The sequence below is a fragment of the Tenacibaculum skagerrakense genome, from assembly GCF_004345825.1.
Classification (GTDB): Bacteria; Bacteroidota; Bacteroidia; order Flavobacteriales; family Flavobacteriaceae; genus Polaribacter; species Polaribacter skagerrakensis.
Map to the genome: position 1 here is coordinate 537,263 of NZ_SLXM01000001.1, position 13,852 is coordinate 551,114.

Consider the following 13,852-nt stretch of genomic DNA (forward strand, 5'->3'; position numbering starts at 1 on the left):
TTCAGACACCAAAAACAGTTTTTGAATTTTCAGTTGTAATTTCTGAAATTTCTTGGAAAGTTTTATTGTAAATGTTTACTAATTTACCTACTACTTGGTCTATATAGCTACTTTCATTTCGTTTTCCTCTATAAGGAGTTGGCGCTAAATAAGGCGAATCTGTTTCTAATACAATATGCTCTAAATCTATTTCGTTCAAAAATTTATCTATTTTTCCATTTTTAAACGTAACTACTCCGCCAATTCCTAATTTCATGTTATACGAAATGGCTTTTTTCGCTTGCTCAAGAGTTCCTGTAAAACAATGGAAAATGCCTCTTAAATCATCTCCTTTTTCCAGTTCTAGGACTTCAAAGATTTCATCAAAAGCATCTCTACAATGAATTACTATTGGTAGTTGCTTTTCTTTAGCCCATTGTATTTGGATTCTAAAAGCTTCTTGTTGTTGCTTTAGAAAAGTTTTGTCCCAATATAAATCAATCCCTATTTCGCCAATAGCATAAAAATTACGCTGATCAATCCATTTTTTTACATGTGCTAACTCTTCTTTATAATTCTCTTTTACAGAAGTTGGATGTAAGCCCATCATTAAATACACATCATTTGGATATTCTTTCTCTAATTCAAACATTCTTTGAGTGTACGAACTGTCAATAGCTGGAATAAAAAAGCGAGAAACTCCAATCTCTTTGGCTCTAGCTATCATTTCATTTCTATCATCGTCAAATTGTTCAGAATATAAGTGTGTATGTGTATCTGTAATCATTAATAAATATTAGAATATTATAAAGTTTTTGTCATTGCGAAACGTTAAAAATTAAAGTAAGCTTTTAATTAAGATTACTTCGTTGTTTGACAACTCGTAATGACGTATTTTTGCTTTTCGGATGCAAAAGTACAAGAAATGGCAAGTTTGAAAAAAGTATTACGTAAAAAGAAATACGTTCGAATTAAATTAAGAAAAATGATTACAAATCATTTAGAAGTATCTGCTAAAATTAATGGAGTGGAAGGAACGTTTATTTTAGATACTGGAGCATCTAATTCTTGTGTTGGTTTAGATTTATTAGAACGATTTAAGTTGATTTCTGAAGAAAGTGAGGTGAAAGCAGCTGGTGCAGGTGCAACTGATATGGAAACGTACAAATCAATTAATAATAATCTAAAAATTGGAGATTGGAAGCTTAAAAGCTGCGATTTGGTATTGTTTGATTTAATGCATGTTAATACAGCTTTAACTCAGCACAATGCCGAAAAGGTTGATGGAATTATAGGGGCAGACGTTTTAGAAAAAGGAAAAGCATTTATCGATTACGATAAAAAAGTATTGTACTTAAAGAAATCAAAAAAGAAAAAGCAACGAACATTGTCGTTGCCTTTTTAAAATTTTTAGAAGCTTGAGATTTTAACTCAAAACCTCTTTTATTCTTTTGATTGCTTCTCTTAGTTGTAATTCAGAAGCAGCGTACGACATTCTAATGCATTCAGGAGCACCAAAAGCATCTCCTGTTACCGTAGCAACATTAGCTTCTTCTAATAATAACATAGAAAAGTCGTTTGCATCTTTAATCTCTTTACCTTTAATAGTTTTTCCAAAGAAAGCTGAAACATCAGGGAAGATATAAAAAGCTCCTTCAGGAATATTTAATTTAAAGCCTTCAATTTTTCCAAGTAAATCTAATACAATATCTCTTCGAGATCTGAATTCATCTACCATGTACTGAACTTTATCAGGAGAAGCTAATACGGCAGTAATAGCTGCACGCTGCGCGATACAGTTAGTCCCTGAGGTAATTTGTCCTTGCATTTTAGTACACGCTTTAGCAATCCAATCTGGAGCACCAATGTATCCAATTCTCCATCCTGTCATAGCAAAAGCTTTCGCTAAACCATTTACAGTAATAGTTCTATCATACATACTTTCAATAGCAGCAAAACTAAATGGCTTTACTCCGTAATTAATGTGTTCGTAAATTTCATCAGAAAGAATATAAATATGAGGATATTTTTCTAATACCGCAGCTAATGCTCTGTATTCTTCTTCACTGTATATACTTCCACTAGGATTGTTAGGAGAGTTAAAGAATACCATTTTTGTTTTTGGCGTAATAGCTTCTTCTAATTGTTGTGGAGTAATCTTAAAATCGTTATCAATTGAAGACGGAATTTCTATAAATTTCGCTTCACATAACATAGCTATTGCAGAATAACTAACCCAATAAGGAGCTGGTAATAATACTTCATCTCCAGGGTTTAATAAAACCTGTGCTACGTTAGCTATAGATTGTTTTGCACCCGTAGAAACAACAATCTGGTTTGGTTGGTAATCTAAATTATTATCACGCTTAAATTTGGTGCAAATAGCTTCTTTTAACTCGCCATAACCATCTACTGGTGTATATGAGTTGTAATTTTGATTGATAGCTTCAATTGCAGCATCTTTAATAAAATCTGGAGTGTTAAAATCAGGTTCTCCTAAGCTCAAGCTAATAATATCTTTTCCTTGCTCTTTTAACTCTCTTGCTTTAGCAGCCATTGCTAAAGTTTGTGAAACAGGTAAACTGTTAATTCTGTTTGATAATGCTTTAGACATTTTTGTGTTTAATTATGCTAGTTGTGGTTTTTTTCCTAGTTCAGCAATATGTCTTAAATGTTCCAATATTGCTCTACGTGTTGTTTTATATTCGTGATAAGGTAAATTAAATTCTTTAGCAGTTTGCTTTACTATTTTAGCTATTTTGCTGTAATGAATATGAGAAATATGTGGAAAAATATGATGTTCAACTTGGTGGTTTAATCCTCCTGTATAAAAGTTGATGAACCAGTTTTTTGGTGCAAAATTCGCTGTAGTGTATAGCTGATGAATTGCCCAAGTATTTTTCATATTTCCACCTTCATCTGGTAAAGGAGTTTCTGTTTTAGGAACAATATGTGCTAACTGGAATACAAAGCTTAAAATAATTCCAGCTGTATAATGCATAACAAAGAAGCCAATTAATACTTTCCACCAAGCGATGTCTAAAACCAATAAAGGTAAAACTAACCACATTGCGTAATAAGCAATTTTAGTAACAATTAATTTAGTCCACTCAACTTTTGGGTTTGGATACTTACCATAAGAAAGTTTTCTCTTTAAATAACGGTGCATTTGCTTAAAGTCTGTAGTAATAGCCCAGTTAATGGTTAATAATCCATATAAAATTGGCGAATAATATTTTTGATATTTATGAAAAGGTCTCCACTGAGTGTGTTTTGAGAATCGGATAATTCTACCAGCATCCATATCTTCATCATGGTCTTGAATATTCGTATAGGTATGGTGTAATACATTGTGTTGCACTTTCCAGTTATACACATTTCCTGCTAAGATATACATACTACTTCCCATAAGATTGTTTACCCATTTTTTACTAGAAAATGACTCGTGGTTACTATCATGCATAACATTCATTCCAACACCAGCCATTCCAACACCTATTATTACAGTAAGAATTAATTGAAGCCAACCTGGCATATTTACAGTAAGTATTACAGCAAATGGAGCTAAAAATAATGTAAACATTACGATTGCTTTTAAGTACAGCTTCCAATTTCCTGTTCTTTTAATTTCGTTTTCTTTGAAGTAGTCGTTTACTCTTTTGTTCAAAGTTCTAAAGAACTTTGTTTTATCTATTCTGGAGAATTTAATTGTATTCATGTTCTAATTTAAAGGGGTAAAAATAAGTGTTTTTGTTACATTATTATCTGTTAACGTAAGTTTTTAACTATAATTATTAAATTGTTTTAATCTTTAACTATCAGTTAATAGTTTTTATTTTTGTGGACGCAAATAAAATGACATGGATATTATTTTAAAGTACTTCCCTAATTTAACAGAAGACCAAATTAATCATTTTGGAAAACTACAATCGTTGTATGAAGATTGGAATCTAAAAATCAACGTTGTTTCTAGAAAAGATATCGATGAACTGTATTTACGTCACGTACTGCACTCTTTGGGAATAGCAAAAGTTATGGACTTCAAGCCAGGTACTATGGTTATGGATGTAGGAACTGGAGGCGGGTTTCCTGGGATTCCTTTGGCAATTTTGTATCCAGAGACTCAATTTCATTTAGTGGATTCAATCGGGAAGAAGATTAAAGTGGTAGATGAGGTTGTTGAAGGTTTGGGTTTAGAAAATGTTAAAACTACACATGGTAGAGTTGAGGAGGAAAAAGAAACCTATGATTTTATTGTTAGTAGAGCTGTTGCTCAAATGGAAACATTCCATAGATGGGTAAAAGATAAAGTTCAGAAAAAACAAAACCACGAGCTTAAAAATGGGATTTTATATTTAAAAGGTGGAGATTTAACAGAAGAATTGGCTAAATTTCCTAATGCAACAATTTATGATTTGCCAGACTTTTTTGAGGAAGATTTTTTTGAGACTAAAAAAGTAGTACACCTGCCTATAAAATTCAAAGGATAAAAAAACAGGGAATCGATACATTACATATTGATTCCCTTTTTTGGTGTCATCTGAAGGGGATAACAGCCAATAAAACATATTTACTATGACTAAAAAATGGCTGGAAAATTTTCCAGCCATTTTAGACTAGTTAGTAGTCTTAATTTAAAAATTATAGAACTTGATTTTAGTAATATATACAAGTTCCCCATCTAGTACAAGCTCCTGGCTCGCAAAATGTTCCCATTACAGTTCCTGTTTCTCTACAGCACATTACACCTTTTTGGTAACAAGGTCCCCAAGCACCTCCGTTAATTTCCTTTTGTTCGTTAGTAGTTAAAGCCTTTCCTAGGTTTAAAATTGATTTTTTCATAATTAGTTATGATTTTAATTAAGTGGTTAATAAATCCTTAAATTATTTAAAGACATTTAAGGTCTATGTCTATTCTTTTGTAAAGAATTTTATTCAAAATCTACTCAAAAACATTAGTCCTTAGTGAGTGAAAACATCATAAAAAGGAGGATGAATAGATTTGAGTCATTTTATTTTAATTCAGGTGGTTACCCAAATATAATATAAATTCATTAAGTTCCAAAACCTACTAAAACAGTGTTCCGTCTTTTTGTTTACGATACCAAAAAGGAATTCAAAAAGTATATAGAAACATCAAAAAGATTACTACAATTTGAAAATTTTATGATTCTCAGTATTTCCAGCGCTTTCAACCTGTAAAAAGTAAAGTCCAGTTGCTAACCTAGGTAAATCTAGTACAGCGCTATTGTTCGTGGTTTCTTTTTGACCTTGAGTTACCAAACTACCGCCATTAGTAAATAACTTATAATTTAATCCTGACCGGTCTTTTAAAGCGTTTAAACTTATTTGATCTACAAACGGATTCGGATAGATAAACCAGTCCTTACGTTTATTAATTCCTGGTTGTTCTAGGAAATCTCTTATGCATCCTTTAGCTACAGAAAATTCACTTTTGATAATTTTTGGAATTTTATCTCCAGTGAAACTTTTATTGGTTGTATGGTTAAAAAATGTATTATCAATAATAGTGTCCGATGCTCCTAAAAAATCTTGTAATAATGTAGAAATGGTTTGTCTGTAATCGTATTGAATGGTTTTAAGTTGATAGTTATTGTCATCCGTAGCTTCCGATAAATCAACGTTTGTACCAGAAACTCCACCTAACACAGGTTTACCAAATATAAACATAGGAGCGATCTCGCCGTGATCTGTTCCTAAGTTTCCATTTTCTTTTGCTTTTCTACCAAATTCAGAGTATGTTAATCCTACTACATCTTCTCCTAAAGATTGCTCGTTTAGGTCTTTCATAAATGTTTCAACAGCCGAAGAAACTTCATTCAAAAGTTCGTAATGCTTTCCTTTAACATCTCTGCTTTCTTGAATCTGATTATCATGTGTGTCAAACCCACCAATACTAACCATATATACTTTAGAAGGTAAACCACCACTAATTAATCGAGCAACAGTTTTTAGTTGATTAGACAAGTTAGTATCTTCATAAATAACAGCATTGTTTCCAGCATTAAAAGCATCCGATATTGATTTAGAGTATTTATTAGATATATTGTTTACATCTATTATATACTTTAATTCTTCTCCAAAATGGGAATTAGGAATATTAGTTGGAGATTGTCCTCCTAAGCCGCTAATTTCTGTGAAAAATCCAGCAGGATCTTGTCCCGTAATATTTATTGATAATCCATGCTCTTCTGCACCATGAAATCCTAATTCTGTTTTTCCATTTCCTATTTGGACACCTAAAGGATATGCTTCTTCAACTTCTTCTGGATAGAAATTTTCCATAAATCGACCAATCCAGCCTGAGTCTTTTCCATTGTTCCAGCTGTTTCCATCATTCCCAGTAGAATAAATATCTTTTGAGGCAAAATGACTTTTATTTTGAGATGGATATCCGACAGATTGTAAAATTCGTAACTCTCCTTGATCGTATAGTGATTTAAAACCTGTAAGTGCTGGGTGTAAGCCTAATTGTTGGTTGTCAGGTAGTGAGCCGTCTAACCTAATGAACCCATTGGTGCCCGAATTTGGAATTCTAATCGTTGGTCTTAAATTTGCATATGTATCATATACATTGATAGGTATTAAAGTATTTAATCCGTCATTTCCACCAACAAGGTTTACAAGTACTAGTTTTCTGTTAGAGATATCACCACAATCTATATCTAGGTCGATTGTTTTTAGCATTGCTTTTAATTCAAAAGGCATTAAACCTATGGCAGAAGTTGTGGTTGCTAATTTTATGAAATTTCTTCTTTTCATGATAGTAAATTTAGGGGATGATTTTTTACATTATTTGGAATTCAGGAGCATTGATCATTTGAATCATCAAGGCATTTAATCTAGATTTTACAACAGTATCATCTCCTGATCCTTGATAACCTAACCAAGCATTTGTCCAATAATAATCTGGAAAGCCTTCTAATAAATTTTGCGCAAAATAAGCTTTACGTTCATCATCTATTTGTTCAGGGTATAATAAATCAGATAACTCGGTAATTAATTCAATAGCATCACTAGGTTGGTCAATATTATTTTGAATAAACTCAACAATATTTAGTTCAACATTTATTTTACCGTTATATCGAATTTTATTTCTACCCGTTAATAAGCTTTCTATGAGTTTGTATCTAGCTAACACAGTATTAGATGAAAACCAATGTCTATCAAAATCGGGACTTTGATAATGGGCTGGATAACCCGCAACAGAATCTGGAGCCCACATTACCAATCCAGCTGAACTTAGATAAAAACGATATAAAAAATCAAAAAACCTAAAAAAGTCTTCCGATTGACTAACAGGATCAGGGATTGTTAGTTTGAAAAACGAAATAACTTCATTGCACAGTTGCAACGGACTTTTAATAATACTTCCAATAATTTCATCAGTATTATTTGTGTCGTCTAAATCATAAAAATGTTTTGATGTTAGTAATGTCTTGAGTGTCGGTAAAATTTCGTAATTATCATTTTTTAATTGAAGTGCAAGAGGTTGTATTACATTTTCTTCAATTTCATTTTCCCACTCACTTTTAACAAAATAACGGTATAACTTTCTAACAAAAGAAATGGCAGTAGCATCTTTGTTAAAAACCATTTCAACAAAATTGTCCAATTCTTGTTTAATGCCTTCTTCAGTATTACTTCCGCTAATTACTGTTTCATCAAATGCATGACTAAAAGTTTTGTCTTCCTGATCGTGTCTTGGAATGTCTATTCTCCCAATTGGAAGGTTAGTGTCTGGGTCAATATTAGATCTGTCGTTTTGTGTTTTTATTCCAGAAAAGACTTTAGCGGCTTGTTGAACATCTAACTCAGTATAATTTGTATAATCACCGCTTCCTACTTGTTCAGCTTTTAAAATAGTGAAAAGTTCTAGGAATTCTCGAGCGTAATTTTCATTTGGATTGTTAGCATTATTCTTAGTGTTATCTAAATAATCTAACATTGAATTGTCAAAGGTGATTTTTTTAGATAAGGTTTTAAGATTTCCAAAGGCAAAATGCTCTAAAAGTCTCATGTGATCGTAAAAATGTACCGAGCTACCTGCATCAAATTTTGAAACTGTAAAAGAAGTATGAAGAAAAAACGTCAATTTTTGCTTCAAAGAATTTTGATGTAACCCGTTGTATAACCACCAATACGCAACATAAATTTTCTTGCGGAATTGTCCGTCTAAAGAAGATGGATCGGGTGAAGATATCCAAAATCCATGAGGATTGTCTTCGGGTTTATTATCGTAAGGTTCTGCTAACTTATTACTTTGTGCTAACAGTAGTTTGTCAAATGCTTGCTCAGGAGTAAGATTTGAAAACTCTAATAAGGTTTCTTTGTTAAAAGTAAAAGAGGTTCTTCGGAGCAAATGCTTGGCATTTCGGAGCCCTAAAGTTTGAGTGTGTTGCTCTAAATTCATTTACAGGGGATTTGTGAATGTATGTTTTTGATTTAAAATGGATTATAAAAAATATACTTGTAATAAGTAGGTTTTTTGTTAAAACGAAAAAAGGCTGGAAATATTTCCAGCCTTAAAAATTATTTTAAAAATTTAGTTTCTTATCCTAAAAAAGGGTAACGATAATCTGATGGAGAAACAAACGTTTCTTTGATTAATCTTGGTGAAACCCATCTTAATAAGTTTTGAGCAGAACCTGCTTTGTCATTAGTTCCAGAAGCTCTAGCTCCTCCAAATGGTTGTTGTCCAACAACAGCACCAGTTGGTTTGTCGTTAATGTAGAAGTTTCCTGCACAGTTTTCTAATGCTTTTGTCGCTTCTGCGATGGCATATCTATCTGTAGAAAAAACAGCTCCTGTTAATGCATATTCAGAAGTTCCATCAACTAACTTTAATGTTTCAGCCCAGTTTTCATCTTCGTAAACATATACAGTAACCACAGGCCCGAATAATTCAGTACACATTGTGGTATACTTAGGGTCTTTAGCTAAGATAACGGTAGGTTCAATAAAATAACCTTTAGATTTATCATAACTACCTCCAGCAACAATTTCAGCATCAGTATCTTGTTTAGCTTGGTCGATGTATTTAGCTAATTTATCAAAAGATCCTTCATGAATAACTGCTGTGATAAAATTGCTCATATCTTCTGGTGAACCCATTTTGAACGAAGCAATATCTTCTTTTACATACTCTAATACTTCGCTTGCCATAGATTTTGGTAAGTATACCCTTGAAGCAGCAGAACATTTTTGTCCTTGGAATTCAAAAGCACCTCTAGAAATTCCAGTAGCAACTTGTTTTGGATTTGCTGATGGATGCGCAACGATAAAGTCTTTTCCTCCAGTTTCTCCAACAATTCTTGGGTATGTTTTATAAGTATGAATGTTTTCTCCAATTTTCTTCCAAAGCTCTTTAAAAACAAATGTTGAACCAGTGAAGTGTAATCCAGCAAAATCAGGAGAAGATAAAACTACCTCAGTAATTTCAACAGGATCTCCATAAATTACATTGATAACTCCATCAGGTAATCCAGCTTCTTTAAATACTTCTACAATTACGTTTGCAGAGAAAATTTGACTGTCAGATGGTTTCCAAACTACCGTATTACCCATCATAGCAGCAGATGCAGGTAAGTTAGCAGCAATTGCTGTAAAGTTAAAAGGAGTGATAGCGTAGATAAAACCTTCTAAAGGTCTGTATTCAACTCTGTTCCAAATTCCGTCATCAGAATTTGGTTGCTCAGCGTAAATTTCAGACATGTATTCTACATTGAAACGTAAGAAGTCAATTAATTCGCAAGCAGCATCAATCTCAGCTTGATGTATTGTTTTTGACTGCGCAATCATAGTAGATGCATTCATTTTTGCTCTGTAAGGTCCAGCAATTAATTCAGCAGCACGTAAAAATATTGCAGCTCTTTGCTCCCAAGGCATTTGAGACCATTGTACTCTGGCTTCTAAAGCACTATCAATTGCTTTTTGAGCATGATTTTTATCTCCTACATGATATTGGCCAACAACGTGTTGATGATCATGAGGAGGTGTCATGTTTTTTGTGTTTCCAGTTCTTACTTCTTCATTTCCAATATACATTGGAACATCTACAGAACCGTTAAAATATGCTTTATATTGTTTTGAAACGCTTTCTCTTTCAGGAGAACCAGGTGCATATGCTTTAACAGGTTCATTAACTGCAACTGGAACATTGAAAAATCCTTTTCCCATGGTTGTTTGTTTATTGAATTTAATATGATAATTTTGGTTTAGCAAATGTACAATTTTTAAGGTGGTTTTTGTAATGTTTCTGGTTAAGTTACCACAAAAGGAGTTGAGATTTAAAAATTAAAATAAAGCTGTATGTGCACCGTAACTTATTTACCTCTAGGCAAAGAAGGTTTTATATTTACTTCTAATAGAGACGAAACTCCTAAAAGAAACACTATTGAACCCAAAGAATACATCGAAGATAATGTTGCCTTAGTGTATCCAAAAGATGAATTAGCAGGAGGTACTTGGATTGGTTTAAGTGATCATAATAGGTTAGTTTGTTTGTTGAATGGAGGATATGAAATTCATGAGAGAGAAGTATCTTATAGAATGAGTAGAGGAGTTATTGTAAAACAATTACTAAAAACTGAAAATGCTGTCGATTTTGTTGAAAAAGTAGATTTACAAGGGATAGAGCCTTTTACGGTTGTCATGTTAGATTGGGCTGAAAATTTTAAAGCTTATGAATTAGTATGGACTGGTTATCAAAAAGATTTTAGACAGTTAAAAGATGAGCCTCATATTTGGTCAAGTTCTACGCTGTATACTTCTGAAATGAAATATATAAGAAAAGAATGGTTTTCGGATTGGTTAAATAAAAATGAAGATTTTACGCAATCAGATATTTTAAAGTTTCATTTGGATGAATCTAACGGAGAGGAAGTGTCTTTAAAAATGAAACGACCGTATGTAGAAACCGTAAGTGTAACTTCGGTTAAAAAACACAAAGACTCTTTAGAGTTACAGTACTATGATTTATTGAACGATCAAACAACTATGCTGGCGTTTCAGAATAAAGCAAATGAAATTAAGCCTACTAGTGTTATTCCAATTATAGCCAAGAACATATAAACCATATTAACCATAATAAACTTAAAAATTGTTTTAAAGTAGCCTTGTTTGTAAAACTTTTTCATGGCTATAAAAAGATAAATTAAAAACAGGCCAATAAAAATTTCACTTCCTACATTGTTTGTGAAAAAGTTTATTATCATTAAGAGCGTTAATAACAAAAAAAAGACAGTTTGCGTGTGGAAAACAAAAATTAAATGTTCTACATAAGTGTATTTTCTTCTAACATAAAAAAGCTTGAGTGCCAAGGTGAAAATTGGGAGTAATATAAAAAGGGATATCGATCCGTAAGAAAGCATTTTACTTACAAATTCTTTTCTTTTTTGTTTTTCGCTAAAAAATGAATTTGCTAATTCTGCTCTATTATAAAAAAAACGATTCCAAAACGTGTTTTCTTGTTTCAAACTATCAAGCGCGGTAGCTGCATCAATATCAGGGTGTTTTTTATTGAATTTAATGTAACTATCAAATCTTGGATCTCCCCATAAATTAATTTTTGGAGATTTATTAGTTTTAATAGAGTCGTTAATTTTAACGTTAAAATTTTGCGCTATTTTTTGTTGAGTTGAATCAATTGGAATTTTATTTTTAGCTAATTCTTCGTTAATGATATTGTTTATGGAGTCTAAATCAACTTGTTTTTCGCTTTTGCTTTTAGAGGTAAATGCTTTATCTAATTTTTTAAAATTATCAATGGTTTCATTGATTCCATAAAAAAGAAAGAACAAGATAGAAGCGGTTATATAAAAACGAAATGGATTAGCATAGCGTTCTCTTTTACCTTCAATATAATCAGCAGATATTTTTCCAGGTCTGGTTATTAATGTAAAAGAAGTCCTCCAGAATTTAGTGTCCCATGAAAAGAAACCAGCAAATACTTCTTTAATAAAGTTTCCGAAAGTTATTTTGTTTCCCTTGTTTTTTTGTCCACAGCTAGGGCAAAATAATTCATGTCCAACAAAAGGAAATCCACAATTTAAACAGTTAGAATCTTTTATTACAGCTAGTTTGTTTTTATTAGCCATTTAATTAAGTGTAGGTGTAGTGATTAGTTGAAAAGTTGGTACTTCAGCAAGAAATTCTTTGTTGTTTTTGAGATTGATCATTTTATAACTTCCTTTCATAGAGCCCACTGAAGATATTAAAAAACAGTTGGATCTGTAATTATACTCTTCATTAGGTTTTATTATAGGGGTTTGTCCAACAACACCTTCTCCGTGTACACTTTCAATTTCATTTAAGGAATCGTAGATAGTCCAAAACCGCTCTAATAATTGTACTGTTTCTTTAGAGTTATTTTTGATGGATATAAAATAACTAAATGCATAATGTTGCACATATCCTCTGTAGATAATGCCATTATACACAGTCTTCACTGAGACCTTTATTCCTTTAGTTATTTGCTGAAACATAAATTAAAAGTAACCTTTTTTCTTTAAAGTTCCAATACTTGTTGTTTTATCGGTTTTGGTCAAAAAAGCCATTTCCTACTCCAATTACTCTGTAAAACAGTCCGCCAAAGGGTTTGTAGTATGTAATTATAGTGTACTCGTTTTCAGTTTGAAAAAAAGAACCGTTAAGTTCGTTTAGGTCTATTTTGTTGTTTTTGTCAAGAGTTACATACGTGTAGTTATAAAACCCTTGTTTCAATAAAAATGAAGTTTCATAGGTGTTTTTGAGTGTGCTGTAAGTCATTCTATTTTCATCAGTCAACTCATAATTATTAAATGCACCATATACAAATACGTCTTTATTTTCGTAAGGTTGGTCTACTTCCAATGAAAAGTGCATCATCGCATAATCAGCTTCGGTTTCCTCATTTTCTGCATCTAAAGTTCTGATGAGAAAATTCCCATTAATATCAGGGTAATAAGTGTAAGGTTTTTGGCTTCTGTCAATATCAGTGTACAAGTAATTATGAAAGATATCTTCTCTAGTTGTTTTTGCTATGTTAACATTAGTATTTCTGATGTACTTGTTGTCAAAAAATAAAAACTCGTTACCGCCTGAAAAGTTAGTTTCGTTTGTATAGTTATATATCAATTGATTGGGTCTTATGAAAAGTGGATCGATATCGGTAACAGAAGTGTTCCAGTTATTATTTTGAAATAATTGAACTTTAATTTCTTGAACAGGATTGTTTATTTGAAATCCTTTATGGTTTATAATAAATTGAACTGTTTGTTCCGAATTGTTCGTTAACGCATTCCTACCTCTAAGAACATTTACACCTACGGTTACTTTGTTTTCAAAAAACACGCATCTTCTTGAAAATATAACTTCATCATCATCATTTAATACAGAAATTAAATAATTACCACTTTCGGTAATAATCGTATTCTGATTTGGAATCTGAATTCTGTAATGAGTATAACTTTGTAAAGTGTTAAAAGAGTTTGCAACATCAATAATATAATTTTGTTGGAAGCCATTTATATATTGATTTGATTGTAAATTACTTGGCTTCCAATCATAGGTCATATGTTCAACTCTATACTGATAATCTTTATTGTCAGCATCTAAATCATCGAACGAAAGCTGTAATGTGCTTCCTAATGGAACAATTGGAATAGGAGATTGTTTATTTAGCGGAACTAATTCAACGGATTTAATATTTTGACTATTAACAGTTAAGCTAAGTGTTATTAGCAACAGGAAATTCAAGTGTTTTACCATAGTTAACAAAAATATCAAAATGTAAGCCAAATCACAATTTTTTATTTAGAATAAATATAAATAAGAAATTATAAACAAGATATAACGCTAATTGATTACAAGT

General features: G+C 31.8%; 13 protein-coding genes. 3 read left to right on the top strand and 10 right to left on the bottom strand.

Annotated elements, in window-relative coordinates:
- Position 1 precedes the first annotated feature (1 nt).
- A complete protein-coding gene (locus EV195_RS02485) occupies positions 2-766 on the bottom strand; it encodes a TatD family hydrolase (RefSeq protein ID WP_132792428.1) in 765 nt (254 codons plus the stop codon).
- A 138-nt stretch (positions 767-904) separates the two neighbouring features.
- On the opposite strand from EV195_RS02485, the gene EV195_RS02490 reads away from it, so the two are divergent.
- On the top strand, positions 905-1,384 hold the full coding sequence (locus tag EV195_RS02490) for a retropepsin-like aspartic protease (RefSeq protein WP_132792430.1): 480 nt from the start codon (positions 905-907) through the stop codon (positions 1,382-1,384).
- A gap of 21 nt (positions 1,385-1,405) precedes the next feature.
- Here EV195_RS02490 and EV195_RS02495 read toward each other — a convergent pair whose 3' ends face one another.
- Positions 1,406-2,593: a pyridoxal phosphate-dependent aminotransferase gene (locus EV195_RS02495; protein ID WP_207899762.1), complete on the bottom strand. Its 1,188-nt coding sequence runs from the start codon at positions 2,591-2,593 to the stop codon at positions 1,406-1,408.
- 12 nt (positions 2,594-2,605) lie between these two features.
- Positions 2,606-3,697: a fatty acid desaturase family protein gene (locus EV195_RS02500; RefSeq protein ID WP_132792433.1), complete on the bottom strand. Its 1,092-nt coding sequence runs from the start codon at positions 3,695-3,697 to the stop codon at positions 2,606-2,608.
- A gap of 142 nt (positions 3,698-3,839) precedes the next feature.
- Here EV195_RS02500 and rsmG point away from each other — a divergent pair, with 142 nt between their 5' ends.
- Positions 3,840-4,469 (top strand): 16S rRNA (guanine(527)-N(7))-methyltransferase RsmG, encoded by a 630-nt coding sequence (gene rsmG / locus EV195_RS02505; protein ID WP_132792435.1) that lies wholly within the window; start codon positions 3,840-3,842, stop codon positions 4,467-4,469.
- Positions 4,470-4,635: 166 nt separating this feature from the next.
- Here rsmG and EV195_RS02510 read toward each other — a convergent pair whose 3' ends face one another.
- The 4 genes from EV195_RS02510 to pruA all read right to left on the bottom strand — a co-directional run bounded on the left by EV195_RS02510 (position 4,636) and on the right by pruA (position 10,179).
- The gene (locus EV195_RS02510) at positions 4,636-4,821 is read right to left on the bottom strand and encodes a hypothetical protein (protein WP_132792438.1); all 186 of its coding nucleotides are present in this window, start codon (positions 4,819-4,821) and stop codon (positions 4,636-4,638) included.
- A gap of 306 nt (positions 4,822-5,127) precedes the next feature.
- Positions 5,128-6,762, bottom strand: a complete 1,635-nt coding sequence (locus EV195_RS02515; RefSeq protein WP_132792440.1) for a DUF1501 domain-containing protein — start codon at positions 6,760-6,762, stop codon at positions 5,128-5,130.
- Between the two features lie 25 nt (positions 6,763-6,787).
- Positions 6,788-8,413: a DUF1800 family protein gene (locus EV195_RS02520; protein WP_132792443.1), complete on the bottom strand. Its 1,626-nt coding sequence runs from the start codon at positions 8,411-8,413 to the stop codon at positions 6,788-6,790.
- Between the two features lie 140 nt (positions 8,414-8,553).
- Complete coding sequence (gene pruA / locus EV195_RS02525) at positions 8,554-10,179, bottom strand: L-glutamate gamma-semialdehyde dehydrogenase (protein ID WP_132792445.1); 1,626 nt, start codon at positions 10,177-10,179, stop codon at positions 8,554-8,556.
- 132 nt (positions 10,180-10,311) lie between these two features.
- Here pruA and EV195_RS02530 point away from each other — a divergent pair, with 132 nt between their 5' ends.
- Entirely contained in the window at positions 10,312-11,073 is a 762-nt protein-coding gene (locus EV195_RS02530; RefSeq protein WP_132792448.1) for an NRDE family protein, read from the top strand.
- On the opposite strand, the gene EV195_RS02535 is transcribed toward EV195_RS02530, so the two are convergent.
- From EV195_RS02535 to EV195_RS02545, 3 genes are read right to left on the bottom strand one after another with little or no spacing between them, the layout of a single operon-like run.
- Positions 11,010-12,098: a DUF3667 domain-containing protein gene (locus tag EV195_RS02535; RefSeq protein WP_132792451.1), complete on the bottom strand. Its 1,089-nt coding sequence runs from the start codon at positions 12,096-12,098 to the stop codon at positions 11,010-11,012. The genes EV195_RS02530 and EV195_RS02535 overlap by 64 nt on opposite strands.
- Entirely contained in the window at positions 12,099-12,485 is a 387-nt protein-coding gene (gene apaG / locus EV195_RS02540) for a Co2+/Mg2+ efflux protein ApaG (RefSeq protein ID WP_132792453.1), read from the bottom strand.
- Between the two features lie 46 nt (positions 12,486-12,531).
- Positions 12,532-13,749: a type IX secretion system plug protein gene (locus tag EV195_RS02545; RefSeq protein WP_132792456.1), complete on the bottom strand. Its 1,218-nt coding sequence runs from the start codon at positions 13,747-13,749 to the stop codon at positions 12,532-12,534.
- Positions 13,750-13,852 lie beyond the last annotated feature (103 nt).